Genomic DNA, 26,080 nt, shown 5'->3' with positions numbered 1-26,080 from the left:
TCAGTCGCGGCGGCGCTGGCGCGCGCTGGCCGCGGCAGCATCCCGACGCAGCAGCGGCAGCAGTTCCTCACCCAGGTGGATCGCCTCTTCCAGGTGCGGGTAGCCGGAAAGGATGAAGGTATCCACGCCCAACTGGTGATACTCCTCGATGCGCTCGGCGACCTCGGCGTAACTGCCCACCAACGCCGTACCCGCGCCACCGCGAACCAGGCCGACACCGGCCCAGAGGTTGGGTGACACTTCCAGGTCGCGCACGCCATGGGCGCGGCCCTGGGTCAGGCTGATCTGCCGTGATTGCCCCACCGACTCGTAAGCCGCCAATTGCTGCTGGGCACGCTCGATGGCGTCGCGGGGGATTTCTTCCAGCAGACGCCCGACATGGGCCCAGGCGTGCCGCGACTCGGCGGCGGCGAACACGTGCAGGCGCAGGCCGAAACGCAGTTCGCGGCCATGCGCCGCCGCCAGCTCGCGCAGGCGCAGGATGCGCTCGCGGATCATCGCCGGCGGTTCGCCCCACATCAGGTAGCTCTGCGCGTGGCTGGCGGCGATGCGTTCGGCCACGTCCGAGGCGCCGCCGAAGCAGATCGGCGGCAGCAGCGCCTCGCGCGCAATGGGCACCGGGCTGCCGGTGCGGTAATGCCGCCCGTGGTGCTCGCGCCCGGCCCAGGTGGCGCGGAACACGTCGAGGAACTCGGCGCTGCGGGCATAGCGCTCGTCGTGTTCGAGGAAGTCGCCCAGGGCGCGCTGCTCGAAACGGCTGGAGCCACTGACCAGGTGCAGCAGCAGACGGTTGTCGCTGAGCTGCTGCAGGGTGGCGGCCTTGTGCGCGGTGTAGGCGGGCAGCTCGACGCCGGGACGCAGGGTCAGCAGGAACTTCAGCCGGCGTACTTCCTGGACCATCAGCGCGACGATCAGCCAGGGGTCTTCGAAGCCGCTGGCGGTGGGCACCATGATGCCGTCGAAGGCCGCTTGTTCGGCGGCGCGCACCACCTGGCGCAGGTAGTCGAGGGTCGGTGCGCGCTCGCCCTGCTGGAACAGCCCGACCTTGGGCAGGCCGCTGCTGGTGAGGTGGTGCCCGTCGCCGTTGGTAGGCAGGAACCAGTCGATCTCGATGCTTCGGCGTTTGGGTTCAGCGGCCAATCCGGGTGTCCTTTTCAGCTTCGGGGCGCAGCAGCGGCAGGACCTGTTCGCCGAAGCGCAGGACCTCGCGCACCGCGTTGGGCGCGTTAAGGATGATCTGGTCGAGGCCGGCGCCGTGCAGTTCGCGCAGACGGCTGGCGACCTGGGAGTAGCTGCCCACCAGCACGGGCGACTCAGCGGGCGCGGGCAGCCACAGGTTCGGGTGGATTTCGCTGCGTCGTGCGGGGTGCTCGGCACGTTCGGCGAGCATCTCGACCACGCCCGCATCGGCGCGGCGACGCTTGCCCCTGGTCGGTGCGGCAAAGGCCTGTGCCTGCCGGGCAGCTTCGTCCCAGGCCTGCTCCTCGCTGTCGCGGGCGATGATGCCGAAGTTGGCGATGTAACCCAACGCGCGGCCGGCAGCCTGTGCGCCCCGGTTCAGGCGGGCGATGGTTTCGCCCAGTTGCGCGACGTCGCCGCCCTGAACGAAGCAGAGGTCAGCGCGGTTGGCGATACGTTCCGCACCCAGGGTTTCATCCAGAAGCAACGGCGAAGGCGGTAGGTCGCGCAGGCCGAGACCGGCGTTTTCCAGGTGGAAGTAGCGGCCATTGTGGTCCAGCGGCGTGGCCGGGGTTTGCAGCAGGCGTTGCAGGATGTCGAGGAACTCGTCGATGCGCTCATGCCGTTGGTCGCGGTTGAGCACCTCGCCGAAAGCCCTGCGCAGACTGCCCCGGTCGCTGTCCGGCAGGTGCAGGCGCACGCGCCCGGCGGACAGCGACTGCAGGCTTTGCAGCGTAGCCGCCAACGCGGCCGGGAGCATGGCCTCCGCCGGCAGGCTCAGGGTCAGGCCGAGCCGCCGGGTATGCGCGCACAAGGCGGCGGCAACCATCAGGCTGTCCGGCTGGCCGGGGCCGCCGGGCAGGTAGAGGTCGTCGAAGCCGGCGTATTCCACGGCCTGTGCCAGTTGCACCCACTCCGCCGACTGCGCCTGCCAGTCCAGCCCGCGCCGGGTGCCGCTGGCGCAGAGCTTCCAGGCGAAGCGCAGGCTCATCCGGCGACCGCCAGCGGCTGCCCGCCAGGCTTTGCGCCTGGTTGCCAGCCGAGCGCCGGGGCGATGTCCCGTGCCAGGAGCTCCAGGCGCCGCAGTACCTGCGCCTGGGTGGAGCTTTCCGACTGCACCACGGCGATGAAGTAGTCCGCGTAGGGCAGCAGCGATGGGTCGTTGCGCACGCTGGCGATCACCTCCTCGGGATGGCCGTGGTGGACGTTGAGCAGGCGCAGATGGCTGTCCAGGTCGGCGGCCTCGTCGATCAGCCCTTCGCGGATCAGGCGCGGCACGTGCAGTTCGATGTCCGGCGCCAGTTCCGCGCGGGACTGTGCCTTGTCCTCGGCGGGGAACACGGCGCGCACCACGCCAACGCGTGGTCGGCGCGTTTCATCCTGCCAGGCGCCGAGATAGGCGTCAGCGAGGGGTTTCTGCACCGTCAGCGGGTCGTGGGTGGCGGTGCCCAGCAGCAGGCCGTTGCCTTGCTCGGCGGCATAGATCGCGCCGCTTTCGCTGCCGTGGGAATGCCACAGACGTTCCCGTAGCCCGGCAGCTGGTGGATGCAGGCGCAGTTGCGCTTCACCGGGCAGCGGCGCGCCGAGCAGGGCGGCCTGCAAGGCACGCTGGGCGTGCTGGAAATCGTCCTGGCGGCGTTGGGCGTCGCGGCCGAAGGCGTTGAACATCTCCAGGTTGGCGCCACCGCTGCCCAGGCCCAGTTGCAGGCGGCCGGCGGACAGCGCGTCGAGCACGGCGGCGTCCTCGGCGAGGCGTAGCGAGTCCTCCAGTGGCAGGGTGATCACTGCCGTGCCCAGCTCGATGCGCCGGGTGCGCGCGGCGATGTTGGCGAACAGCAGCAGCGGTGAGGGCAACTGGCCGAAGCCGCCGCTCAGGTGGTGCTGGGCGATCCAGCCACCGTCGAAGCCCAGCGCCTCGGCGACTTCGAACTGCTCCTGCAGGTTGCGGTAGACCTGGCGCGGGTCGTTGCCGAAGGCGTGGGTGAGGAAGCCGAGCTTGAACGGCTTGCGTGACTTGAGTGTGCTCATGCCGGGATCTCCTGTGCGCGAGCGCGCTGCTGGCGCGGTTGCCAGCCTAGCGCGGGGGCGATGTCGCGGGCGACGGTTTCCAGGTGGCGCAGGGCTTCGGCGAAGCCGGTGGACGTGGTCTGCACCTGGACGATCAGTTGGTCGTCGGCACCCAGCGGTGTGTCTGCACGCAGCTGCTCGGCGATCTTCGCCGGGTCGCCGTGCAGCACGCCGAGGTTGTCCAGCACCGTTTCGAAACCCTGCGCCGGGTCGGCATGGCCGATGCCGATGCGCCGCTGGCGTTCGACGTAGGCGAGGATGTCCTGGCGCAAGGTCGAGCCGTCTGCCGCTGCATCGGCTCCGGGGAAAACGGCGCGTACCAGCGCCACGCGAGGCGTGCCCGAGTGAGCGGGATTCCAGGCCCGGCGGTAGCGCGCGATCACCTGCGAGCGCGGCTCGGCACCGGCCGTGGGGTTGGGGGCGAGGATCAGCCCGTTGCCACGGGCGGCGACCTGTTCGACGCGCGAAGTGGCTTCCCACAGACGTCGCTCCAGGCCACTGGCGGCGGGGCGCAGCACGCGGCCTTCAGCGTTCAGCGCCTCGCCGGCCAGCGCCTGGCGCAGGCGCTCCAGGCGCTCATCGTACTGCCCGTGGCGGCCCTCCAGCGTCTGGCCGAAGGCGGCGAAGCTATCCGGGTCGAAGCCGGCGCCCAGACCCAGTTGCAGGCGGCCCTGGCTGATCAGGTCGAGCACCGAGGCATCTTCGGCCAGGCGCAGGGCGTTCTCCTGGTTGAGCACGACGATACCGGTGCCCAGCTGGATGTGGCGGGTGCGTTCGGCCGCGGCGCTGAGCAGTACCAGCGGGGAGGGCAGGCGGCCGTTCTCGCTGGCGAAGTGGTGCTGGGCCAGCCAGCCACTGTCGAAGCCCAGCTCCTCGGCGGCTTCGAACAGTTCCAGGGTCTGCTGGTACAGGCGCGGCTCGAACCGCGGGGCGTACACGCGGTTGAGAAAGCCCAGGCGGAAGCTGCTGTGAACAGTACGGCGGATCATGGCTTTTGCTCCGTGAGAGTGGCCTGCCCCAGCAGCGGTGTCAGCGCGGCGCCGAGACGCTCGCTGTCGGCCGGCGCGCCGGGCAGGGCATTGAACGGGCTGAGGGTGAGGTAGCCCTTGGCGACCCACACTGCTTCGTCCTCGGCGTTGCTCGCGTCTGGCGGCGGCGACCAGGCGAAGCCGATGCCCGGCTTGCCGGCCAGCTGGGCGTCGAGCTTGCCGAGGTCTTCGGTGTAGAGGGCGTGGAAGGGCACGTAACTGCCGATGCGGGTCAGCCGCGCACCCTGGAGTTTCTCCAGCGGCGGTAGGTTGAGGTTCAGGCCCACGCCCTTGGGCAGTAGCGCGCCGTCCGCCAGGCGATGTTGGTCCAGCGCATCCACCAGGCGGGTGACGATGGCGGCGATGCGCGGGCTGTCCTGTTCCTTCAGGTCGGCGCTGACGGCGAGTGCGGGCACGCCGGAGAGCACCGCGACGCTGGCGGCGTTGAAGGTGCCCGAGGCGCTGTTGAGGGCGCCGAGGTTGTTGCCGGGATTGGGCCCGACTATCACCAGGTCCGGGTGCGGCAGGATTTTCTCCAGCCCCAGCAGCACCGCCATCACCGGCGTGCCGCTGATACGGATGTCCACCTGTTTGCCCGCGCAGCTGTCGGTTTCGCAAAGGCCTTTTTCGGTGGTGGTGAGGTAGTAGCTGTCCGGATAGGCCGGATCGTCGTCATGGCCGACCTGCGTCTGGCGGCCGAAGAAGAACGCGCCGCCGCGCGCACTCTGGTCGCTGTAGGGCGCGGCGATGCGCACGGTGTGCCCGTCGGCCTTGAGCGCGCTGTACAGCGCGCGGATGTTCGGGTGGCGGTAGCCGTCGTCGTTGCTGAGCAGGATGTTCAGCGCGAACGCCGGCTGCGCGAGGGCGCAGCCGGCGGCCAGCAGCAGGGACGCGAACCTCATGCCGCGCTCCCGGCGAAACGATTGGCAGGGCGCACCAGGCCGAGGTTCTCGCGCAGGGTCGCGCCTTCGTATTCGCGGCGCAGCAGGCCGCGCTCCTGCAGCAGCGGCACCACCTCGTCGACGAATACCTCGATGCCGCCCGGCAGGTACGGGAAGAACACGTTGAAGCCGTCGCAGGCGCGAGCCTGGAACCAGGCGTCGAAGGTGTCGGCGATGTCTTCGGCGGTGCCGATCACCGGGTTGCCACCGGCCAGGCGCAGGTACAGCTGACGAATCGTCAGGCCCTCGTTGCGCGCCAGTTCCAGCACCTTGTCGCGGCGGCTGCCGCGCTGGCCGACCGGGGTCTCCGGCAGCGGGCCATCGAGGTCGTGGGCGGAGAGGTCGATGTCCTCGCCGAGGGTGTCGGCCAGCAGGCGCAGGCCCAGCACCGGGTCCACCAGGCTCTGGAATTCCTCGAACAGCTCGCGGGCCTCTTCGCGGGTGCGGCCGATGAAGGGCGTGATGCCGGGGAGGATCTTGATGCCGTCCGGGTCGCGGCCCAGGGCCGTGGCACGTTGCTTCACGTCGTTGTAGAAGGCCTGGGCGGCGGGGATGGTTTCGGCCATGGCGAAGATGACTTCCGCCACGCGGGCGGCCAGCGCCTTGCCGGCGTCCGAGGCGCCGGCCTGGACCAGCACCGGGTGGCCCTGCGGCGGGCGCGCCACGTTGAGCGGGCCGCGCACGGAGAAGTACTCGCCCTGGTGGTTGAGCACGTGCAGCTTGGCCGGGTCGAAGTACTGACCGCTGTCCTTGTCGCGCAGGAAGGCGTCGTCTTCCCAGCTGTCCCACAGGCCTTTGACCACGTCGTGGAATTCCTCGGCGCGGCGGTAGCGCTCGGCGTGGTCGATGTGCGCTTCGCGGCCGAAGTTCCAGGCTTCGTCGGAGACCACCGAGGTCACCAGGTTCCAGGCGGCGCGCCCCTTGGACAGGTAGTCGAGCGAGGCGAACTTGCGGGCGATGTGGTACGGCTCGTTGTAGCTGGTGGTGGCGGTGGCGATCAGGCCGATGCGGCTGGTGACGGCGGCCAGCGCGGCCATCAGGGTCAGCGGCTCGAAGTGTTCGCCACGCGCGGTGCGACTCAGGGCGTCGAGGTGGTGGCCCCAGAGGGCGACCACATCGGCGACGAACAGCGCGTCGAAGCGACCGCGCTCGGCGGTCTGTGCGACCTGCTTGAAGTAATCGAAGTCCAGGCTGGCGTCGGCCTGGGCCCTGGGGTGGCGCCAGGCGGCGACGTGGTGGCCGCTGTTGGCGAGGAAGGCGCCGAGCTTGAGCTGGTCGGTGCGGCGGGTCATGGGGTGTCTCCCGTTGGGGCGGGCGCCACGGGCGCCCGCTGGCATCAGCCGGGTCAGAAGTTGTAGGCCAGGCCCGTGTACCAGTAGCCGCCGGTGGTGCCGTAGGGCGAGAAGTTGCCGTACGGGAAGGCGCCGGAAGTGCTGGGCAGGTTCGTGCGGTCGGGGTAGACGTTGAACAGGTTGTTGGCCCCGGCGGTGAGCGTCAGGTTGCGGGTCAGGTGGTAGTCGACGTTGAGGTCGGTGATCCACTGCGGGTCGAAGGTGCGGTCGTAGACCTCGGCAGTGCCGTACTGGGTGTACTCGCCGTAGCGGGTCAGGTTCAGGCTCACGTCGAACTGGCCGATGCTCCAGTCGGCGCCCAGCAGCAGGCGCGATTCCGGCTGGCCGTGCTTGAGGTTGCCCTGGCGCTGGCGGTCGTAACCGCCGTCCGCGCCGAGGGCGGCCTGGGCCACGGAGGAGGCGTGGATCTTGTCGATCTCGGTGGTGTTCCAGTTGAAGCCGGCGTTGTAGCGGATGCTGCCGTAGGCACCCAGCTCCTGGCGGTAGTCGCCGACGATGTCGACGCCACGGGTGGTGGTGTCCAGGGCGTTGGTGAAGTAGGTGACGTACTGGTTGGGGTTGAGGCCGGCGTCCACCAGGATGTCGCGGATGGCAGTGGTGCCGCCCAGGTAGCCGGTCTGGGCGATGCGGTCGCGGATTTTGATCTGGTACGCATCGATGGTCAGGCTGCTGGCCGGGGTCGGCTGCAGGGTCAGGCCGACGCTGTAGTTGGTGGATTTCTCCGGCTTGAGCGTGGACGCGCCGAGGGCCTGGGCCACGTCCGAATCCACCGCGACGTTGCGGTAGTCCAGCAGGTTGCCGTTGACGCTGCTCTGCGAGGTGGAGCTGTAGATCTGCTGGGCCAGTGAGGGCGCGCGGAAGCCGGTGCTGGCGGTGCCGCGCAGGGCCAGGATCGGGGTCAGCTGGTAGCGCGTGGAGAACTTGCCGTTGGTGGTCACGCCCGAGCCGTCGTTGTAGTGCTCGTAGCGCCCGGCAAGGTCGACGTGCCACTTGTCGGTGAGGTCCTGGCCGATCTCGCCGTAGCCGGCGTAACTGGTGCGGCCCTTGGAGGCGGCGTCAGCCGGGGTAGTACCCGCGCCGGAGATGGTGCCAGGGGCGATCAGCGCGCCACTGGCACCGTATTGGTAGTCACCATAGCCGTAGGAGGCGTATTCGCCCTTGCCGATCTTGTAGTTCTCGTAGCGGTACTCCAGGCCCCAGGAAACCTGCGTGGGCTTGGCCAGGCCGAGGTCGAAGGCGCGGGTCAGGTCGAGGTTGCTGGTCCACTGGCTGAAGGTCTTCACGCCGGTGTCGACGTTGGTCGGCGAGTCCGGGCCATAGCTGAGGTTGTAGGTGTCGGTCAGTGTGGCGCGGGCGTGGTCCTGGCCGTAGGTGGTGGAGAGGTCGTAGTCCCAGCCGGCCGCTTCGCCCTTGCCGCCGAATGCCGCCTGGAAGTCGTTTTCGATGAACCGCAGGTTGTCCTCGATGCCCTCGGGGTAGGGCGTCTGGATGCCGTCGAAGCTGGCCGGCTGGTGGAACGCCAGCGGCTTGGACGATTCGCGGTTGGTGTAGGTGGAGAAGGAGTACAGGGTCAGGGCGTCGTTCACCGGCAGCTCGGCGTTGTAGCCCAGGCTGAAGTTCTCCACCTTCGGCAGGCCGGTGCCGTAGTAGGTGTGCTGCAGGCTGGTGTTGCCGGCGGAGTCGGTGTAGGGCGCGTTGTCGGAGCGGTCGGAGATGTTCTGGTGCTTGTAGTCCAGGGCGAAGTTGACGAAGCCCTCGTTGCCCAGTTCGAAGCCGATGTTGCCGCTTTGGCGGGCGGTCTCGCCGTCGCCGTTCTCGTAGTTCTGGCCATAGGTGGTGGCCAGTCGGCCGCCATGGTCGGTCTGCTTGAGCACCACGTTGATGACCCCGCCGATGGCGTCGGAGCCGTATTGCGCCGAGGCGCCGTCACGCAGGACTTCGACGTGGTCCACCAGGGCGGTGGGGATCATGTCCAGGTCCACCGGCTGCGAGCCGGAGTTCAGGTAGGTGCCGTTGTTGAGCAGGGCGCTGTTGTGCCGGCGCTTGCCGTTGACCAGTACCAGCACCTGGTCGCCATTGAGGCCGCGCAGGCTGATCGGACGGACCACCGAGGTGGAGCCGAAGCCGGAGGAGGCCGGCAGGTTCAGCGAGGGCAGCACGCGGCTCAGCGCGCGGGTCAGGTCACCCTGGCCAGTGGCTTCCAGTTGCTTGCTGGAGATGACGTCCACGGGTGCCGGACTGTCGGCCAGGGTACGCGCCTGGCCCCGGTTGCCGACCACCACCACGGTGCTCAGGCGGTTGTCGCTGCTGGTGCTGCTGGTGCTGCTGGCGTTGTCAGTGGAGTCGGCGGCGAGCGCCGGCAGGGCCTGGCCGATGGCGAGGAACAGAAGGCTATGGGTGAACAGCGTGCGGGCGGTCGATGCGCTCCGGGCACGGGTGACTGCGGTCATGGTTACGCTCCAAGGTTTGCTCCCGGCTGGCGCCCGTCTGGGTGGCCGCTGCGGGTTATCGTGTCGACGGCATCGGGGCCGCGTTGGCGAACGGCTTGTTGCTGGGAGGGACTGGTCACGTTCAGTCGGAAGGCAGGCTCAAGCTCATGCCGGCTGACAAGGCAAGCGCTGTGCCAGTCTTGAAAATCCTTGTCTTTCAGTGGTTTGCCGGTGGCGCTGGAATCTTCCTGCTGGGTTTGCAGCAGTGCCGGTCCAGGCTGTTGCTTTTCATCCAGCCGTTGGCAAGACGCTGGTCCGAGGTGGTGCGATGCTGCATTTGCAGCAAGGGGCGTGCAGGCAGGTTCGAGCCTTCGCCGTGGTGCTGGCACAGGCCTTGCTCCGGCGCTGCTTTCACTTATCTGCCTGGAGACACGCATGCCCAGACCCGGCCCGCGCAACCTGATCACCGATATCCCCGGCCTGCTGGTCGGCCACGCCACCGATGAACGCGTACAGACCGGCGTCACGGTGCTGCGCCCGGACGGCGTGTGGACCGCCAGCGTGGACATTCGTGGTGGCGGCCCCGGCGGGCGCGAATCCGCCGCGCTGGAGCCGGAGAACATGGTGGGGCAGCTGCATGCACTGGTGTTTTCCGGTGGCTCGGTGTTCGGCCTGGGCGCGGCCGATGGTGTCAGTGCGGAGCTGTCGGCGCGCAATATCGGCCTGCACCTGAAAGCCGGTGCGCCGGCCATTCCCATCGTGCCGGCGGCGGTGCTGCACGACCTCGCCAATGGTGGCGACAAGGGCTGGGGCATCGACCCGCCGTACCGCGAACTGGGCTGCGAGGCGCTGGCCAACCTGGACGTGGAGTTCGCCCTCGGCGCAGTGGGCGCCGGGCGCGGTGCCATGGCCGGTGTGCTGCCGGGTGGATTGGGTTCGGCTTCGCTGGACCTGGGCGACGGCCTGCTGGTGGGTGCGCTGGTGGTGGCCAATCCCATCGGCAGCGTCTACATGCCCGACGGCGAGACCTTCTGGGCCTGGCCCTGGGAGCAGGGCGGCGAGTTCGGCGGACGTGTGCCTGCGCAGCGCATGGATTGCAGCGAGCCGATGCCGGAGCTGTCGCGGCTGGATTCCATGGGCCGTTTGCAGGCCGGAGCCAACACCACGCTGGCGGTGGTGGCGTGCAACGCGCAGCTGACCACCGCCGAGTGCAAGCGCCTGGCGATCATGGCCCAGGACGGCATCGCCCGTGCGGTGCGCCCGGCGCACCTGCCGTTCGATGGCGACAGCCTGTTCGCCATGGCTTCGGGTGACGTGGAACTGGTGGAGGGCCAGCGCCGTCAGGTGGAGCTTTCGCGCATCGGCTCGGCGGCAGCGGATTGCGTGGCGCGGGCGATTGCTCGGGGGGTCTATCTGGCACGTGCGCGCTCCTGAGGGCGCAGTGGGCGGAAGACAATCGCGGACAGAGTCCGCTCCTACAAGAGCCCCTCTCCCTAGCCCTCTCCCGCAAGCGGGAGAGGGGACTGTTCGGAGCAGGATGAAACCACGCCATCAGCCGGCACGGACGGCTCTCTCTCCCTTCGGAGCGGGGCGCGCAGCCAGGGTTGGGGAGAGGGAAAGACGTAGGCACGGAATTTCAGAAGAAGACAGTTGCTCCTACGCTCGCGGGTGAATGCGGGCTCCCCTGTAGGAGCGGGCCATGCCCGCGAATCGCGCGCATGGCCCGCTCCTACAGGGGCGTCGTCGGTGAGTCATCGGTCACCCAGCACCCGCGCCACCCGCCGGGCCGCTCGCGCCGCCTCCTGGGGTAATCCGAGCGCCGCATAGACCTTCTCCAGGTGACGGTTGCCGGGCACGTCCAGAGCGTCGTAGCGACGTCGCAGCTCCAGCGCCTGCTGCGCTGCCAGCCAGTCGCCGGCGCGCAGTTGTGCATCCAGCTCGATCAGCGCGAAGAGATCGCGCTGGGCATGGCTGCCACCGATCTCGCCCAGGCGCGGCAATGCTTGCCCCAACCGCCGTGCTGCAAGTGCGTACTCACCGCGGGCATGGGCGTACAGGCCTTCGGCGGCGGGCAGGGTAACTTCGGCCCATACCGCGCGGCTGAAGTCCGGAGCGTAGCGCGCCTGCTGGCGTAGCGCCTCCAGCAATTCACCGGCCTCTTCCTGTCCGGCGCGAGCCAGGCCGTAGAGGTACTGCAGGCTGAGGAACGGCTGCACGACATCCGCCCGGCGTTCGCGCAGGTAGGGCAGGAGTGCTTCCCAGCGCGGGCCGACGTCGATGCCGGCGAACTCCAGGCGGGCCAGCAGCGAGACGGCGCCGATCTGGTCCTGGGAATACTCGGGGAAGATGCCCCACACATGCTGGTCGTAGATCTCCAGCACGCGCCGATCATTGCCGCGCGCCAGGTGGAACAGCGCCAGGTGCCACCAGTTGTGGGTGTACATGAAGGAGTTGAGTCCCTGCCAGCCGGTGCTGGCTTCTTCGAGGAACTGCGTGCCCTCCTCGATGCGGCCACGGGTCAGCAGCACGTGGGCGAGGGCATGCTGCGCCCAGGGCTCACTGGGCAACAGATGCAGGGCATAGCGTGCCGCCGCTTCGGCCTCCTCGAGCAGGTGGCACTGCTCGTAGGCGAAGGCCAGCATGCCGTAGGCCTGGGGCACTTCCTCCGCGCCTTTCACGGCCTTCAGGGCGATGCGCAGCATGGCCGGAGCATTGCCGCGGTTGAATTCGAAGTACTGGTTGAGCTTGGCGGCCAGCAGGTCGCGCGGGTGCTCCTCGAGCAGCTGTTCGCTCAGGCGCAATGCTTCGGGCAGATCGTCGGCGCTCCAGGCCGCGAGGAGGGCGGTGTAGCGCTCGGCGCGGGGGATGCCCGGGCCGGCTGCCCAGGCCCGTTGCAGGTAACGCGCGGCGAGGCTGGGCGCCTGCGGTGATTCAGCGAACATCATCAGCAGACCGGCGAGAGCATTGGCGAGCACCGAGGCCGGGTCTGCGTCGGCGCCCACGAGGATGTTTTCCGCACGGGTCTGGTAGGTGAGCACGCCGCCGGTGAAATCATCGATGGCCTGGCGGGTCTCTTCGCGCTCGCTGTCGATGGGGTTGCCGAGGTAGTCCTGGGTCATGCGCTGCTGCTCCAAGTAGAAGATGCAGGCTAGTCGCAAAGCCTGTGCCAGTCGCGCAGTCCGCGTTGCACGTGGGGCATCGTGTGGCGGCTGCTGCTTTTCAGACAATGCGCCGGCAACGCTGTGTGATTTGCACCAGCCGTTGTGCGCCGAAGCGCTGCAAGCCCCGCAGCGGTAAAGCTGCAAGGCCATGGCACAGCGCTTGCTCAAGCCCCTGGCAAAGCCGATTCGCGGCGCTGATTCTGCAGGAGCTCTCATGTCCAGTCCCATCCTCCGCCTCGCGCCCCGACGCCCCCGTCATGCCCGGCTGCTGGCCAGCCTGTTGGCGGCCGGGCTGAGCATGGCCGCTGCTGCCTCGGCGGAGCCGACCCGTGGCGGCCAGCTCGACCTGGTGGCGCAGCCTGAACCGCCGTCGCTGTCCCACGCGGTGGTCAGTCACGTTGCCACCCAGTACGTCGGCGGCAAGATCCTCGAAGGGCTGATCACCTTCGATACCGACCTCAAGCCGCAGCCGGTGCTGGCGCGCCGCTGGACGGTGTCGCCGGACGGCCTGACCTACACCTTCGACCTGCAGCCCGGCGTGAAATGGCATGACGGCCAGCCCTTCAGCGCCGACGACGTGGTGTTCAGCTTCCAGGATTTCTACCCGGAAGTGGACAAGCGCATGGCGAGCATCTTCGGCGAGTACGTGCAAAGCGTGCAGGCCAAGGGCGCCGATCAGGTGGTGTTCCAGCTGAAGAAACCCTTTTCGCCGCTGCTGTCGGCGCTGGGCAGCGGTCTGCGGCCCATCGTGCCCAAGCACCTTTATGCCGGCACTGACTACCGCAGCAGCCCATACAACCTCAAGCCGGTGGGCACCGGGCCGTTCGTGTTCCAGGAGTGGAAGCGTGGCGCGTACATCCGCCTGGCGCGCAACCCGGATTACTGGCACAAGGGACTGCCGTACCTGGACGGCATCGTCTATCACGTCATTCCCGACGCCGCCGCCCGCGCGGCCGCCTTCGAGCGCGGCGAAGTGCAGGTGCTGCGCAGTGGTGACGCCGACTACGCCGACCTCAAGCGCCTGTCGCAGCTGCCGGGCGTCGAGGCGTCGGAGAAGGGCTACGAACTGTATCCGGGCCTGGCCTTCCTGCAGATCAACACCCGCAAGCCCGGGCTGGACAACCCCAAGGTGCGCCAGGCGATCCTCTATTCGCTGAACCGCCAGTTCATTGTCGACAACATCTTCTTCGGCACTGGTCGCGTGGCTGCCGGGCCGTTCCTCGGTGCCTTCCACGACCCACAGTTGCCGCAGTACGGCTTTGACCCGGCCAAGGCCAAGGCGCTGATCGCCGAGTCCGGCGTGGACGTCGGCAAGTTGCGCGTGCGCCTGCTCAATGGCGAGAAGGGCGGCGCCTGGGAGCGCCTCGCCGAGTACACCAAGCAGGCCTTGCAGCCACTGGGGATCAAGGTGCAGGTGGCGACCTCCGATGCGGCGACCTGGTACCAGCGCGCCAGCGACTGGGACTTCGACCTGACCTACAACTTCATCTTCCAGATCGGCGACCCCTACCTGACCACCGCCTACCTGTACCGCACTGATTACATCCTCAAGACTTCGCCATTCGCCAACATCACCGGCTACAGCGACGCCGCCGCCGACGCGCTCTGGCAGCGCATAGCCAACACCCCCGAAGGGCCGGAACGCCAGGCCGTGTACGGCGAGCTGGAGCGCAAGCTCAACGATGACCTGCCGATTGCGCCGATCTTCGAGATGCGCTTCCCCACGCTCTACCAGCAGCGCGTGCACAACCTGATCCGCAGCGCCACCAGCCTCAACGACAGCTACGCCGAGGTCTACCTGGAGCCCGCGAAACCATGAATGTGCTGCTGTACGCCAGTGCGCGCCTGGGCCGCGCGCTGGCCCTGATAGTCGCGGTGCTGGTCGGCGCTTTCCTGCTGCTGCGCCTGGCACCGGGTGACCCCGCGCTGCTGATGGCGGGCGAGGCAGGCAGTGACGACGCCGATTACATCGCCCGGCTACGTGGCGAGATGGGGCTGGACCTGCCGCTGCCGGTGCAACTGTGGCGCTACCTGGCTCAGATCGCCCATCTCGACCTGGGCTACTCCTACCGCAACCAGGAAAGCGTCTGGCAACTGATCGCCGAGCGCCTGCCGGCCACGCTGCTGCTGATGGGCTCGGCCTTTGCCGTGTCGCTCACGCTCGGCGTGACCCTCGGCGTGCTCGCTGCGCGCAGTCAGCAGGGCAGCGGCCGGCTGGATCGCTTCATCGGCCGCGCCGTCTGGGTGCTGTTCGCCACGCCGCCGTTCTGGCTGGCGCTGTTGCTGGTGCTGCTGTTCTCGGTGCAGCTGGGCTGGTTGCCAGCCTTCGGCATGCAGAGCGTCGGCGCCGACCTGAGCGGCTGGGACTGGTGGGTGGATCGCCTTGGCCACCTGCTGTTGCCGTGCCTGTCGCTGAGCTTCCTGTCGCTGGCCATGTACGTGCACCTGACTCGCAGCGCCATGCTCGACGTCCTGCCCCAGGAGCACGTGCGCCTGGCGCGCGCCAAGGGCTTGCGCGAGCGGCACATCCTGCTTGGCCACGTGCTGCGCAACGCGCTGGTACCGGTGGTGACCTTCGCCGGCCTGCAACTGGGCCAGCTGGCCAGCGGTGCGTTGCTGATCGAAGTGGTCTATGCGTGGCCGGGCATCGGCCGGTTGCTCTACGACGCTTTGAGCCAGCGCGACTATGCGCTGCTGCTGGGAGTGTTCCTGGTGATCTCGTGCCTGGTGGTGGCGTTCAACGTCCTCACCGATCTGCTCTGTCGCCTGCTCGATCCGCGTATCGGCGCGGCGGGGGAGGTGCGATGAACGCCCTGCTGCGTCCCGGCGCCATGCTCGCCGCCGGCTTCCTGATCCTGCTGGCCGTATCGGCCCTGCTGGCGCCCTGGCTGCTTTCGGCCTCGCCGTGGGAAATGCTGGCGCGTCCACTGATCCCTCCGTTCAGTGACGCCAGCCACTGGCTGGGCACTGACATGCTCGGCCGCGATATCGCCACCGGACTGCTCTATGGCGCACGCACCTCGCTGACCGTGGGGCTGCTGGCGACCCTGGCGACCTTGTTGCCGGCGCTGCTGATCGGCGCCACTGCCGGTTACTTCGGTGGCTGGATCGACGAGCTGCTGATGCGTGTCGCCGAGTGCTTCCAGATCATCCCGCAGCTGGTGCTGGCGGTGGTGCTGGTGGCGCTGATGGAGCCCTCGGTGGGCTCGGTGGTACTGGCCCTGGCGCTGGTGGCCTGGCCGCCGGTGGCGCGGCTGGTGCGCAGTGAATTCCAGAGCCTGCGCCAGCGCGAGTTCGTCCAGGCAGCGCTGGTACTGGGGCAGACGCCGTCGCGCATCGCCTTCACGCAGATACTGCCCAACGCGTTGTCGCCACTGCTGGTGAGCCTGACCTTCATCCTCGCCGCCGCCATCCTCACCGAAGCCGCGCTGGCGTTCCTCGGCCTGGGCGATCCGGAGGCGATGAGCTGGGGCTACATGATCAACGCTTCGCGCAACCTGCTGCGCGAGGCGCCTTCGATGAGCCTGCTGCCAGGCGTGGCGATCCTGCTCACGGTGCTGTCCGTACAGCGAGTCGGCGAGGCGCTGCGCGAAGCCGTGCAGGCAACCGGAAGCCAGGGAGGGCGCCCATGAGCGAACCATTGCTGGAAGTGCGCAACCTGCGCATCGACCTGCCGGCGGGCGGTGACCGTGCCAGTGCAGTGAGTGGGTTGTCCGTCGAGCTGGCGGCCGGAGAGGTGCTCTGCGTGGTCGGTGAGTCCGGCTCGGGCAAGTCGATGCTCGCCAACGCCATCCTGCGCCTGCTGCCGGCGCACCTGAAGCCGGTGGAGGGCAGTATCCGTTTTCGCGGCGAGGACCTCGCCGGGCGCAGCGAAGAGGGCATGCGCGAGCTGCGCGGCAAGGACATCGCCATGGTCTTCCAGGAGCCCATGAGCGCGCTCAACCCGCTACTGAGCATTGGCCGGCAGATCGATGAGAGCCTGCGTGCCCACGGCGTGGCATCGGCAACCAGGCGACGTGAACGGGTGCTCGATCTGCTTGGCTACGTGGGCCTGCCGGAGCCGCAGAAGCTCTACCACGCCTATCCCTTCCAGCTCTCCGGCGGCCAGCGCCAGCGAGTGGTGATCGCCATCGCCCTGGCGCTGGAACCGGCGTTGCTGATCGCCGACGAGCCGACTTCGGCGCTGGATGTCAGCACCCAGGCGCAGGTCCTCGATCTGCTGCGGCGCATTCGTCGCGAGAAGGGCATGGCGGTGCTGCTGATCACCCACGATTTCGCCGTGGTCGAGGCCATCGCCGACCGCGTGCTGGTGATGGAAAAGGGCTGCGTTGTCGAGCAGGGCGCGTTGCGGCAGGTGCTGGATGCTCCGCAACATGCCTACACACGCCAGCTGCTGGCGGCGTTGGATCATGGCCAGCGTGGTCCACGGCGTTTTGATGCGGACGCACCGCCACTGCTGGAAGTGGCAGGTCTGTGCAAGCATTACGACAGTCGCCAGGGCCTCTGGCGCCGGCGCCGGGTCACCGCGCTGGCCGATGCCTCGTTCAGCCTGCGCCCCGGCGAATGCCTGGGCATCGTCGGCGAATCCGGTTCGGGCAAGACCACTCTGGGGCGCGCGCTGGTGCGCTTGCTGCGCCCGGACGGCGGGCACATTCTGCTGCGCGGCCAGGACCTGGCTTCGCTGTCTCAGCGCCGCCTGCGCCCGCTGCGCCAACAGGTGCAGATGATCTTCCAGGACCCGTTCGCTTCGCTCAATCCGCGTCAGCGCGTCGGTCGGCAGATCATGGCCGGGCCGCTGGCTCATGGCGTTCCTGCTGCCGAAGCGGAGCGCCGCGCCCGAGAGCTGCTGCATCAGGTCGGTCTGCCGGAAGCTGCCTTCGAGCGCTATCCACGCGACTTTTCCGGTGGGCAGCGGCAGCGTATCGGTATCGCCCGTGCGCTGGCGTTGCAGCCCAAGGTGCTGGTCGCCGATGAGTGCGTATCGGCACTGGATGCACTGGTGCAGCAGCAGGTGCTGGAGTTGCTGGAAAGGCTGCAGCGTGAGCTGGGCCTGAGCCTGGTGTTCATCACCCATGACCTGCAGGTGGCGGCACGCCTTTGTGATCGCATCGCGGTCATGCAGGGCGGACGCATTGTCGAGCTGGGCGAGGCGCAACAGGTGCTGCGTGCCCCGCGCCATGACTACACGCGCCGGCTGCTCGCCGCGCATCCGCTGCGCGAAGTGGAGGAGCCCGCATGACGGCGCCGAGACAGATGGCGCTGGGGGCTTTCCTCATGGCCACCGGGCATCACCTGGCGGGCTGGCGGCATCCCCGTGCGCACGCCGGTGGCGGGCTGGATGTAGAGCATTACCGGGCCCTGGCGCGCACTGCCGAGCGCGGCTGCTTCGACGCGATCTTCCTCTCCGACACCCTGGCCATGTTGCCCGGTCGGTTGGAGGCGCTGAGCCGCATGGCGCGCACCGAGCATTTCGAGCCGTTGACGCTGCTGGCGCATCTCGCGGTGAGCACCCGGCATATCGGGCTGGTGGCGACCGTCACCTCTTCCTACAACGACGCGGCGACCGTGGCGGACACCTTCGCCACCCTCGAAGCGCTCAGCGGTGGCCGCAGTGGCTGGAACCTGGTGACCTCGAGCAACGCCGAGGAGGCCGGCAACTTCGGCCGCGATCGACACTTCGAACATGCCTGTCGCTACCGCATGGCGGAGGACTTCCTCCAGCGCGTGCGGCAGCGCTGGAGGGCCCGTGGCGTGGCGCCGGTGCAGGTGCTTGCCGGTGCTTCGGAGGCTGGCAAGGAGTTGGCGGCACGACAGGCCGAGGTGCTGTTCACCGCGCAGCCGGAACTGGCCGGCGCCCAGGCTTTCTACCGGGACATCAAGCAGCGCGTGGTGCGCCATGGCCGAGACCCGGCCGCGCTGAAAGTGATGCCCGGCGTGCTGCCGATCCTCGGCGCCAGTCGCGCGCAAGCCGAGGAGCGCCGCGCGCAGTTGCAGGAACTGGTGCAACCCGTGGTGGGGTTGTCGCTGCTGTCGGACGTGGCCGGTGGCTTCGACCTGTCGCGATTGCCGCTGGATGGCCCGTTGCCGGAGCTGCCGCCCACCGAGTCCGGCGTCAGCCGCCAGCACCTGTTACTGGAACTGGCCCGGCGCGAGGGCCTGAGCATCCGCCAGCTCTACCAACGCATTGCCGATGCCCGTGGCCACCGTGTGGTCGCCGGCACCGCCGTGGACATCGCCGACCAGTTGCAGGAGTGGTTCGAGTCCGGCGCAGCGGACGGTTTCAACATCATGCCGCCGTACCTGCCCGACGGCCTCGACGATTTCGTCGCGCAGGTGGTGCCCGAACTGCAGCATCGCGGCCTGTTCCGCCGGCGCTACAGTGGCAGCACGCTGCGCGATCACCTGGGCCTGGCCCACAGCAAGGAGACTGCCGAACATGGCTGAACACTGGACGCAGGCACTGCCACGGGTACGTGGCGAGCGCGTGGAAATCCGCCCCGGCCGGCACATCAGCCTGGCCCAAAGCAAGGGGCATCGCTACCCACAGACCGTGGTGTTCTTCGCCCACGGGGGCGGCGGAAACAAGGACCAATGGCGCGAACAGTGGCGCGAGCTGGAAGCCGAGGGCTACAGCCTGGTGGCCTGGGACCTGCTCGGCCATGGCGCCAGCGACAAACCTCGGCGCGCGACGGACTATGCCTGGGACGAGCTGGTGGCCGATCAGGTAGCGGTGCTGCGGCGCCATGCCGGTGAGCGCAACATCCTCGCGGCACACTCCTTCGGTACCGGCCTGAGCGTCAGCAGCCTGCTGGCCTTGCAGGCGCAAGGGCAGGGCGCGCTGATCGATTCGGCGCTGCTGCTGGGCACCCAGCTCAGTCGTCCGTTGGGGAGTGGCGGGTTGCTGTCGCTGCCGGCGTGGCTGCTGGAGTGGTTCCGGCCCGTCCTGTCGAAGGGCTTTCGTGAGCGCGCCTGGCACGCTGGCGCCGATCCTGAACTGGTGGACTACGAGGAACGGCTGACCCGCCACAACCGCCTCGATGTGTTCAAGGCGCTGGTCAGCCAGGCCTCCTGGTTACCGGAAGCGGAGCTGGATCGCCTGCTGCTGCCGGTTCGGATCGTCTCCGGCGACAGCGACGGTCTGACGCCTGCCGAGCGCGCCCAGGCGCTGCACCAGCGGCTACCCAATTCTCAGTTCGAGGTGCTGGAGAACTGTGGCCACCAGCTGATGCTGGAGAAGCCGCAAATCGTCACCCGCCACCTGCGCGAACTGCTCGCCATTACCTGATCCGGACCTTGTTGAAATGACCGAGACACGCTCGCAACTGACCCGGCAGATCATCGAAGCCGGCCGCTTCCTCTATGGTCGTGGCTGGTCTCCGGCGACCAGCAGCAACTATTCGGCGCGCCTGTCCGCCGATCGTGCGCTGCTCACCGTGTCGGGCAAGCACAAGGGCCAATTGGGCGAGGACGATGTGCTGGAAACCGACCTGGCCGGCAACAGCCTGGAGCCCGGCAAGAAGCCCTCCGCGGAAACCCTGCTGCACACCCAGCTCTATGCCTGGCGGCCGGAGATCGGCGCGGTGCTGCATACCCATTCGGTGAACGCCACGGTGCTGTCGCGCCTGATTGCCGGCGACCGGCTGGAGCTGCAGGATTACGAATTGCAGAAGGCTTTCGCCGGTGTCACCAGCCACGAGGGTCGCGTCAGCGTACCGATCTTCGACAACGACCAGGACATCGCCCGCCTGTCGACCCGCGTACAGCCCTGGCTCGATGCGCATCCGGACTGCCCTGGCTACCTGATCCGTGGTCACGGGCTGTACACCTGGGGCGCGCGCATGAGTGATGCGCTGCGCCAGGTCGAGGCCTTCGAGTTCTTGTTCGAGTGCGAACTGAAGGTGCTGAGCCTGCGTGGTGAGCGGGGTTAGGTGGCTGCGACTGCCGGGGGATTGAAGCCCACCACGCGGTTGCGCCCGCCATTCTTCGCCTGGTACAGCGCACTGTCGGCGGCCTGCACCAGCTCGGCCCAGTTGGCCGGGCTGAAGTGCGAGGTGCTGGCGACGCCGATGCTCAAGGTGACCACGCCCAACGGGCCGTATTGGTGCGGTACGGCAAGGGCCTGCAGACTGGAGCGGATTTGCTCGGCCAGTTCGAGGGCACTGGTTTCGTCGCTGTCGCCCAGCAGGACCACGAACTCCTCGCCGCCGAAACGCGCCGCGAAGTCGGCCGGGCGCCGCGTCCATTCGGCGATCACCTGCGCCACGGTCTTCAGCGCCGCGTCGCCGGCGGGGTGTCCGTAGTGGTCGTTGTAGGCCTTGAACTGGTCGATATCCATCAGCATTACTGACAGCGCGGCGCCGCTGCGCTGGTAGCGCGACCATTCGTGGGCGGCTCTCAGGTCGAAGCTGCGGCGGTTTTTCAGGCCGGTCAGTGGATCGGTGCTGGCCGCCACTCGCAGTTCGGCTTCCTGGCGGTCGCGCCGGCGCATGTGCCGGCGGGCGATGACGGCCAGGACGATGACCGCGCCGTCCAGCGCCAGGCCGAGCAGGCCGATCAGGCCTGCCCGCCAGTACCAGTCCTCGTAGATCTCCGCGGAGGGCAGGGCGACGCTGAACACCAGCGGGTAGCCCTCTACCGGGCGGAAGTCGTGCCAGCGCCGCTTGCCATCGCTGCCGACGTCGAAGAAGTTCTCCTCGCCGCTGGCCAGGTGGCGTTCCAGCGCTCCAGCCAGGGTGCCGGCAGGCGGCGAGTCGGGCCAGCGCGCCAGCAGGGTACCGTCGCGCATGTGCAGGCTGACAGTGCCGCCTTCACCCAGGTTGAGCCCGCTGAACAACTCATGGAAGTAGCTCAGCTCCAGGTTGGCACCGACCACGCCGGCAAAGCTGCCGTCCGCGCGCTCCAGGCGCCGGCTCAGGGCGATGCTGCGGCGGGCATCGTTGGAGTAGGGGATGTAGGGGTGGCTGACGAACACCGAATTCCCCTTCGCCTCGCGCTGCGCCTGGAAGTACTCGCGGCCGGAGAGGTCGATGCGCGCGGGGATTTCCTTGCCGAAGCTGAAGGTGGCCACGCCCTCGGCGTTGGTGATGAACACCGAGCCCATGCCGCGGGTGGGCGCGGTGTAGTCCTTGAGCAGGGAGTCGCGTACTTCGCTGGAGAGCGCACGGACTTCGGGTTGCGCATGGGCATGGACCACTGCCTCAAGGGTCATGTCGTAGAGATCGAGGTTGCGCTGGATATCGCGTTGCACCAGCAGGGCAATGTTGTGGCCGTTGGCGGTGGCCACTTCCAGGGCATCGTGGCGCATCTCCAGGATGGCCCATAACGACAGGGCGCTGATGGCTGTGGTCAGACCCAGGCAGGTCATCAGGATGGTGCTGGAGCGGTGGATCGCCATGAACGGTATCCATACGAAGGCGCAGGTTGGGGCAGCGCGAGCAAGCGCGTGCCTCAAGGCATATAGCAGCAATCTACCGGGTTGTCCGGGCGCCAATACTGGCGTTCAGCAATTTGCGGGCAAAAAAAATGCTGCCTGGAACAGGCAGCATTCATGGGTCACGCACCTTTGGTGACTGGGATCAGCCTAGCGGCGCGATATTAAGGTTTGGTGAAGGCTGGCTCCTCAATAGGTCGCGCGCACGGTCAGCATGAAGTTGCGCGGGTCGCCGTAGACGTTGCCGTAGGTCGAGGTGCCGACCGTCTGGTAGTACTTCTTGTCGAACAGGTTGTTGCCGTTGAGCGCGACGTTCCAGTGTTCGTCCAGCTGGTAGTCGACCAGGGCGTTCCACACCGCGTAGCCGCTTTGCTGGTAGTCGAACGGCACGTCGGCCTGCGTGACGTTGCCGTTGCTGTCGTAGTAGGAGGCGGTGCCGCTGACCTTGGTCGCGCTCTGGATATCGACGCCGCCGCCGACGCGGAATTTCGACCAGTCGCCCGGCAGTCGGTAGGTGGTGAACAGCTTGGCCATGTGCTTGGGCGTGATGGTGCTCAGCTCGCCGCCGACGGTGCGGTTCTTGTTGAGGTTGAGGGTATAGCTGGCCATCACCATCCAGTCCGGCAGCAACTCGCCGGAGATCTCCATGTCGACGCCCTTGCTGACCACTTCGCCGCCGTTGACGTAGCAGCAGTTGCCGCCGAACAGCACGGAAGTGGCGTCGTACTGCGGGTCCAGCACGGCCTGGTCTTCACGCTTGGTGTAGTAGAGCGCCACGCTGGTGTTTACCTTGCCGCCCAGCAGCTCGCCCTTCAGGCCGGTTTCATAGGTCTTGCCGGTCATGGGGTCGAGGGTGCTGCCGCTGCCCAGTGGGCCGGCCATGTAGTTCTGCTGCGGCTTGAAGATTTCCGCGTAACTGGCGTAGGCGGCCCACTCGTCGGTGAGGTCGTAGACAATGCCGCCGAAGGGCGTGGTCCTGGTCGGCTCGCGCATGTCGACGCGCGACTGCGTGTTCCAGGTGCCGTTGGCCAGGGTCTGGTAGGTCTGGTCGAACTTGTAGCGTTGCACCCGTGCGCCGAGGATCAGGTGCAGCGGCTCGGCCAGCTGCAGGCGCAGGCTGGAGTAGAGGCCGTACTGGGTCTGGCTGTTGGGGCTGTAGTTGCGGGTGAAGTCCGGGCGTGCGCCGGGGTCGTTCCAGGGCGTGGAGTTCGGGTCGAACACGTCCACTGCGCCGCCGGCACTGGCAAAACGCGGGGTGCCCTGCCAGCGGCTGTCGATGTCCTGGTAGTCGCCGCCGACGGTGAGCTGGTGGTTCAGGCCGAACAGGCTGAAATTGCCCGAGACGTTGGCGTCCCAGAGGTCCTGCTCGCTCCACTGGGTGATGTAGGTGCCGTAGCGGGTGACACCGGCGCCGGTCACCGGGTTCACCGAACCCAGGGTGGTGGCGTTGTTGGTGTTGATGGTGTCGTAGATGTTGGTGTAGCTGAGGTTGAGCTTCCAGTCGTCGTTCAGGCGATGGTCGAGCTTGGCGAAGTATTCGCGGGAGAATCCATCGGCATACGCCCAGGTGGTGGACAGCCCGGTATGGCGCGGCAGGCCGAGGTCGACGCCGTTGCTGTAGCGCGGCACGGCGTTGGCAGTGCCGGTTTCGTGGACCTTGTTGAAGCGCAGCCCGGCGGTGAGCAGGGTGTCGTCGGTGACGTCGGCTTCCAGCACGCCGTAGAAGATCGGCTTGTCGGTGGCGCGGTTGTCGGTGAAGTACTGGCGGTCCTGGTAGGCCACCACTGCACGCCCGCGCAGCTTGCCATCGAAGCCCAGCGGGCCGGTGACGTCGAGCTCGCTGCGGTAGTTGTCCCAGGTGCCGGCGGACGCGCTGAACTTCAGCTGGTAGGTGTCCAGCGGACGCTTGCGCACCAGGTTGATGATGCCGCCGGGATCGCCGGTGCCGCCGAACAGCGCCGAGCTGCCGCGCAGCACTTCGACGTGGTCGAACTCGGCCATGTCATAGACGTTGGAGGAGTAGAACGAGCCGGCGGTGGTGCCCAGGGCCATCGGCGCGGCGCCGTCGAGCTGGATGTTCTGGATGGCGAAGCCGCGCGAGTAGAAGTCCTGGATGCGATAGGTGTTGCTCTGCGTGGTGATGCCCGGCACGGCCTTCATGGCGTCGTTGAGGTCGGCGATCTGGCGGTCATCCATCAGCTGGCGGGTGATGACGGAGACCGACTGCGGGGTTTCCTTCAGCGAGGTCGGGGTCTTCGAGCCGACGCTGGTCAGGCCAGGGGTGTAGCTGCCGCTGTTCTCGGTGGCCTGGCCCATGCCCTGGCCCATGATGGTGGTCTCGCTCATTTCCAGCGCGGCGTCGTCCTGCGGGATGAGCACCAACTGGTAGCGGTTGCCGTTGCCCGACGTTGTGCTGAGTCGCGCGGCAAGGCCGCTGCCCATGAGCATCACGTCCAGCGCTTCCTCGGCGCTGAAAGTGCCGCGCACGGCCTGACTCTGGCGGTCGCGGGTCAGCTCGGCGTCGGCGGCCAGCAGCAGGCCGGTCTGCGCAGCCAGCTCATTGAGCTGGCGGGCCAGGGGGCCGGCGGGGATGTCGAAGGTCTGTCGCTGCGCCTGTTCAGCGTGGGCCGCGGGGGATACCGCGAGTGGCGCGACGCTGGCCAGGCTCAGGGCGATGGCGAGAAACAGGGGATGCTTTTTGCTCGGGAAGTGCTGGTCTTGGCGTGACATTCCGGTTCCTTGGCGTCCGGTTATTAGGGGTGTTTCCTAGTAATCCGAAGCAGAACGGAAAATCGGAACCATTCTCGAAAACTTTTTTCTCGGGCGCGAAACCTGAATTGGCGGACGCGTCGGCAGTTCGCGAGCAAGCTCGCTCCTACAGCTGGGGTTGCGCTCTTCGTAGGAGCGAGCTTGCTCGCGAACCGGGGCTCGACTCGGTTGCCTAGCGGCGCGGAACCACCGTTACCCACCAGTCGAAACGCCGCTGCACTTGCACCGGCAGGGCTTCCTCCAGCTGCGCCAGGGCCTGGTCGGTGTCCGCCAGCGGGAAGCTGCCCATGACGCGCAAGTGCGCCACGGCCGGGTCGACGCCCAGGTGCCCACGCCGGTAACCGCCCAGTTCGGTGATGAACTCGTCCAGCGGCATGTCCTCGGCCAGCAGCAGGCCGCGGCTCCAGGCTTCGCGGCGGGATTCGGCGCGAGTGATCGCACCGGCTTCGCGGGCATCGAAGACGACGGCCTGGCCCGCCTGCAAGATGAGGCTTGCGCCAGTGTCCTGTAGCGTGGTGCGCACCGCGCCCTGGTAAACATTGAGCTGTGCGCGCGGGCCAAGCTCGCGCACGCTGAAGCGGGTGCCCAGCGGTTGCAGCAGACCGGCACGGGTGCGTACCTGGAAGGGACGGCTGTCGCCATGGCCGGTCTCGATCAGTACTTCACCGGCGTACAGCAGCAGCTCGCGGTGGGCGTCGTCGAACCGGACATCCAGCGCGCTGTCGCTGTTGAGCCAGACCTGGGTGCCATCGCTGAGCCGCTCGCTGCGGCGTTCGCCGACGGCGGTACGGTACTGGGCGCGCCAGGCGTGCAGGCTGTCGATGGGGTTGGCGCGCCAGCCCAGCCAGCCGAACAGGCCGGCACCGGCCAGCACGCTGAACTGGCTGAGCAGCCGGCGGCGTGTCTGCTTGCCGGTACGCAGGGTGGCCAGTGTCCTGTGTGCCGCGGGGCCCTGCTGCTGGATACCGGCGAAGCGCTGGCTGATCCGCTCGATGTAGCTCCAGGCCAGGCGCTGTGTTTCGCCCTGGTCCATCCAGCGACGCCACTGCGCGTGCAGTTCGGCGTCGTTGGGCGATTCCTGCAGGCGCGCGAACCAGTCGGCGGCGCTTTCCAGGGTGGCGTGGTCGAAGCCGGGACGCGCGCTCACTGCAGCACTCCGTCCAGTTCGGCTTCGAGCAAGGCACACTGGAACATGGCCTGGGCGATGTACTTGGTCACCGTGCGCACGGAGACACCCAGCTCCTCGGCGATTTCCCGATAGCCCATGCCGTGCAGCTGCGACAGGCTGAAGGCGGCGGCCACCTTGGGCGGCAGACGCTCCAGCAGGTCCTGCAGCTGGCCGAGGGTTTCCAGGATGATCGCCTGGTGCTCCTGGGACGGCCAATGGCTTTCCGGCACCAGCGCCAGGGCTTCCAGCCACGCCTTCTCCAGCTGCTTGCGGCGCCAGAAGTCGACGCACAGGTGCAGCGAGATGCGGCTCAGGTAGGCGCGGGCGTGCACGTCGCTCTCGAATTCGCGTGGCTGCGCGAGCAGGCGCACGAAGACGTCCTGGGCCAGCTCGGCGGCGTCGCTGGCATTACCCAGCCGGCGATTGATCCACTGCTGGATCCAACTGTGGTTCTCGCGGTAGAGGCTGGCCACTTGGGCTCGATGGGCGCAGGCAATGGGTCGTGTCATAGGGAGCCGGGCGAGAATCCGTGCAAATGCGAATTATTATCAAAATA

General features: G+C 67.8%; 20 protein-coding genes. 8 read left to right on the top strand and 12 right to left on the bottom strand.

Annotation, left to right across the window (positions count from 1 at the left end):
- The 7 genes from FAS41_RS08055 to FAS41_RS08025 are packed head-to-tail and all read right to left on the bottom strand — an operon-like array spanning position 1 to position 9,017.
- Positions 1–1,140 (bottom strand): LLM class flavin-dependent oxidoreductase, encoded by a 1,140-nt coding sequence (locus FAS41_RS08055; RefSeq protein ID WP_138521075.1) that lies wholly within the window; start codon positions 1,138–1,140, stop codon positions 1–3.
- Entirely contained in the window at positions 1,130–2,170 is a 1,041-nt protein-coding gene (locus tag FAS41_RS08050; protein ID WP_138521074.1) for an LLM class flavin-dependent oxidoreductase, read from the bottom strand. Before FAS41_RS08050 ends, FAS41_RS08055 begins: the two co-directional genes overlap by 11 nt.
- Positions 2,167–3,207, bottom strand: a complete 1,041-nt coding sequence (locus FAS41_RS08045) for an LLM class flavin-dependent oxidoreductase (RefSeq protein WP_138521073.1) — start codon at positions 3,205–3,207, stop codon at positions 2,167–2,169. Before FAS41_RS08045 ends, FAS41_RS08050 begins: the two co-directional genes overlap by 4 nt.
- Positions 3,204–4,235 (bottom strand): LLM class flavin-dependent oxidoreductase, encoded by a 1,032-nt coding sequence (locus FAS41_RS08040; protein WP_138521072.1) that lies wholly within the window; start codon positions 4,233–4,235, stop codon positions 3,204–3,206. Before FAS41_RS08040 ends, FAS41_RS08045 begins: the two co-directional genes overlap by 4 nt.
- Positions 4,232–5,176 (bottom strand): 5'/3'-nucleotidase SurE, encoded by a 945-nt coding sequence (locus FAS41_RS08035; protein ID WP_138521071.1) that lies wholly within the window; start codon positions 5,174–5,176, stop codon positions 4,232–4,234. The genes FAS41_RS08040 and FAS41_RS08035 overlap by 4 nt, the downstream gene beginning before the upstream one ends.
- On the bottom strand, positions 5,173–6,507 hold the full coding sequence (locus FAS41_RS08030; protein ID WP_138521070.1) for an LLM class flavin-dependent oxidoreductase: 1,335 nt from the start codon (positions 6,505–6,507) through the stop codon (positions 5,173–5,175). The genes FAS41_RS08035 and FAS41_RS08030 overlap by 4 nt, the downstream gene beginning before the upstream one ends.
- A gap of 53 nt (positions 6,508–6,560) precedes the next feature.
- Positions 6,561–9,017 (bottom strand): TonB-dependent receptor plug domain-containing protein, encoded by a 2,457-nt coding sequence (locus FAS41_RS08025; protein WP_138521069.1) that lies wholly within the window; start codon positions 9,015–9,017, stop codon positions 6,561–6,563.
- A gap of 414 nt (positions 9,018–9,431) precedes the next feature.
- Between FAS41_RS08025 and FAS41_RS08020 the strand changes: the two genes are divergently transcribed.
- On the top strand, positions 9,432–10,430 hold the full coding sequence (locus tag FAS41_RS08020; protein ID WP_138521068.1) for a P1 family peptidase: 999 nt from the start codon (positions 9,432–9,434) through the stop codon (positions 10,428–10,430).
- A gap of 317 nt (positions 10,431–10,747) precedes the next feature.
- Here the strand turns inward: FAS41_RS08020 and FAS41_RS08015 are convergent, their stop codons facing one another.
- Positions 10,748–12,115 carry a tetratricopeptide repeat protein gene (locus tag FAS41_RS08015; RefSeq protein WP_138521067.1) on the bottom strand — a complete coding sequence of 456 codons (1,368 nt, stop codon included), beginning with the start codon at positions 12,113–12,115 and terminating at the stop codon, positions 10,748–10,750.
- A 340-nt stretch (positions 12,116–12,455) separates the two neighbouring features.
- On the opposite strand from FAS41_RS08015, the gene FAS41_RS08010 reads away from it, so the two are divergent.
- From FAS41_RS08010 to FAS41_RS07980, 7 genes are read left to right on the top strand one after another with little or no spacing between them, the layout of a single operon-like run.
- Entirely contained in the window at positions 12,456–13,976 is a 1,521-nt protein-coding gene (locus FAS41_RS08010; RefSeq protein ID WP_341785693.1) for an ABC transporter substrate-binding protein, read from the top strand.
- Positions 13,973–14,965, top strand: a complete 993-nt coding sequence (locus FAS41_RS08005; RefSeq protein WP_138521065.1) for an ABC transporter permease — start codon at positions 13,973–13,975, stop codon at positions 14,963–14,965. Before FAS41_RS08010 ends, FAS41_RS08005 begins: the two co-directional genes overlap by 4 nt.
- On the top strand, positions 14,962–15,789 hold the full coding sequence (locus FAS41_RS08000; protein ID WP_138521064.1) for an ABC transporter permease: 828 nt from the start codon (positions 14,962–14,964) through the stop codon (positions 15,787–15,789). Before FAS41_RS08005 ends, FAS41_RS08000 begins: the two co-directional genes overlap by 4 nt.
- A complete protein-coding gene (locus tag FAS41_RS07995) occupies positions 15,786–17,396 on the top strand; it encodes an ABC transporter ATP-binding protein (RefSeq protein ID WP_138521063.1) in 1,611 nt (536 codons plus the stop codon). Before FAS41_RS08000 ends, FAS41_RS07995 begins: the two co-directional genes overlap by 4 nt.
- A complete protein-coding gene (locus FAS41_RS07990; RefSeq protein WP_138521062.1) occupies positions 17,393–18,601 on the top strand; it encodes an LLM class flavin-dependent oxidoreductase in 1,209 nt (402 codons plus the stop codon). Before FAS41_RS07995 ends, FAS41_RS07990 begins: the two co-directional genes overlap by 4 nt.
- Positions 18,594–19,442: an alpha/beta fold hydrolase gene (locus FAS41_RS07985; RefSeq protein ID WP_138521061.1), complete on the top strand. Its 849-nt coding sequence runs from the start codon at positions 18,594–18,596 to the stop codon at positions 19,440–19,442. Before FAS41_RS07990 ends, FAS41_RS07985 begins: the two co-directional genes overlap by 8 nt.
- 16 nt (positions 19,443–19,458) lie before the next feature.
- Positions 19,459–20,085 (top strand): methylthioribulose 1-phosphate dehydratase, encoded by a 627-nt coding sequence (locus tag FAS41_RS07980; RefSeq protein ID WP_138521060.1) that lies wholly within the window; start codon positions 19,459–19,461, stop codon positions 20,083–20,085.
- Here FAS41_RS07980 and FAS41_RS07975 read toward each other — a convergent pair.
- The 4 genes from FAS41_RS07975 to FAS41_RS07960 form a co-directional block, all read right to left on the bottom strand.
- Positions 20,082–21,551 carry a GGDEF domain-containing protein gene (locus FAS41_RS07975; RefSeq protein WP_138521059.1) on the bottom strand — a complete coding sequence of 490 codons (1,470 nt, stop codon included), beginning with the start codon at positions 21,549–21,551 and terminating at the stop codon, positions 20,082–20,084. The two genes, FAS41_RS07980 and FAS41_RS07975, sit on opposite strands and share 4 nt — an antisense overlap.
- A 225-nt stretch (positions 21,552–21,776) precedes the next feature.
- Positions 21,777–24,317 carry a TonB-dependent siderophore receptor gene (locus tag FAS41_RS07970; protein WP_138521058.1) on the bottom strand — a complete coding sequence of 847 codons (2,541 nt, stop codon included), beginning with the start codon at positions 24,315–24,317 and terminating at the stop codon, positions 21,777–21,779.
- 211 nt (positions 24,318–24,528) lie between these two features.
- Positions 24,529–25,503, bottom strand: coding sequence for a FecR domain-containing protein (locus FAS41_RS07965; RefSeq protein WP_138521057.1), 975 nt, complete (start codon positions 25,501–25,503; stop codon positions 24,529–24,531).
- Positions 25,500–26,033 (bottom strand): sigma-70 family RNA polymerase sigma factor, encoded by a 534-nt coding sequence (locus tag FAS41_RS07960; protein ID WP_138521056.1) that lies wholly within the window; start codon positions 26,031–26,033, stop codon positions 25,500–25,502. Before FAS41_RS07960 ends, FAS41_RS07965 begins: the two co-directional genes overlap by 4 nt.
- Positions 26,034–26,080: the final 47 nt, after the last annotated feature.

The sequence above is a fragment of the Pseudomonas nicosulfuronedens genome (genome assembly GCF_005877905.1).
Taxonomy (GTDB): domain Bacteria; phylum Pseudomonadota; class Gammaproteobacteria; order Pseudomonadales; family Pseudomonadaceae; genus Pseudomonas; species Pseudomonas nicosulfuronedens.
The sequence above is the reverse complement of the archived record's forward strand: the minus strand, read 5'-3'. Positions and strand labels throughout refer to the sequence as shown.

Bases quoted from the DNA above. Each gene is read 5' to 3' on its own strand.
- FAS41_RS08050 (WP_138521074.1), bottom strand. From the start codon at position 2,170: ATGAGCCTGCGCTTCGCCTGGAAGCTCTGCGCCAGCGGCACCCGGCGC.
- FAS41_RS08045 (WP_138521073.1), bottom strand. From the start codon at position 3,207: ATGAGCACACTCAAGTCACGCAAGCCGTTCAAGCTCGGCTTCCTCACC.
- FAS41_RS08040 (WP_138521072.1), bottom strand. From the start codon at position 4,235: ATGATCCGCCGTACTGTTCACAGCAGCTTCCGCCTGGGCTTTCTCAAC.
- FAS41_RS08035 (WP_138521071.1), bottom strand. From the start codon at position 5,176: ATGAGGTTCGCGTCCCTGCTGCTGGCCGCCGGCTGCGCCCTCGCGCAG.
- FAS41_RS08030 (WP_138521070.1), bottom strand. From the start codon at position 6,507: ATGACCCGCCGCACCGACCAGCTCAAGCTCGGCGCCTTCCTCGCCAAC.
- FAS41_RS08025 (WP_138521069.1), bottom strand. From the start codon at position 9,017: ATGACCGCAGTCACCCGTGCCCGGAGCGCATCGACCGCCCGCACGCTG.
- FAS41_RS08020 (WP_138521068.1), top strand. From the start codon at position 9,432: ATGCCCAGACCCGGCCCGCGCAACCTGATCACCGATATCCCCGGCCTG.
- FAS41_RS08015 (WP_138521067.1), bottom strand. From the start codon at position 12,115: ATGACCCAGGACTACCTCGGCAACCCCATCGACAGCGAGCGCGAAGAG.
- FAS41_RS08010 (WP_341785693.1), top strand. From the start codon at position 12,456: ATGGCCGCTGCTGCCTCGGCGGAGCCGACCCGTGGCGGCCAGCTCGAC.
- FAS41_RS08005 (WP_138521065.1), top strand. From the start codon at position 13,973: ATGAATGTGCTGCTGTACGCCAGTGCGCGCCTGGGCCGCGCGCTGGCC.
- FAS41_RS08000 (WP_138521064.1), top strand. From the start codon at position 14,962: ATGAACGCCCTGCTGCGTCCCGGCGCCATGCTCGCCGCCGGCTTCCTG.
- FAS41_RS07995 (WP_138521063.1), top strand. From the start codon at position 15,786: ATGAGCGAACCATTGCTGGAAGTGCGCAACCTGCGCATCGACCTGCCG.
- FAS41_RS07990 (WP_138521062.1), top strand. From the start codon at position 17,393: ATGACGGCGCCGAGACAGATGGCGCTGGGGGCTTTCCTCATGGCCACC.
- FAS41_RS07985 (WP_138521061.1), top strand. From the start codon at position 18,594: ATGGCTGAACACTGGACGCAGGCACTGCCACGGGTACGTGGCGAGCGC.
- FAS41_RS07980 (WP_138521060.1), top strand. From the start codon at position 19,459: ATGACCGAGACACGCTCGCAACTGACCCGGCAGATCATCGAAGCCGGC.
- FAS41_RS07975 (WP_138521059.1), bottom strand. From the start codon at position 21,551: ATGGCGATCCACCGCTCCAGCACCATCCTGATGACCTGCCTGGGTCTG.
- FAS41_RS07970 (WP_138521058.1), bottom strand. From the start codon at position 24,317: ATGTCACGCCAAGACCAGCACTTCCCGAGCAAAAAGCATCCCCTGTTT.
- FAS41_RS07960 (WP_138521056.1), bottom strand. From the start codon at position 26,033: ATGACACGACCCATTGCCTGCGCCCATCGAGCCCAAGTGGCCAGCCTC.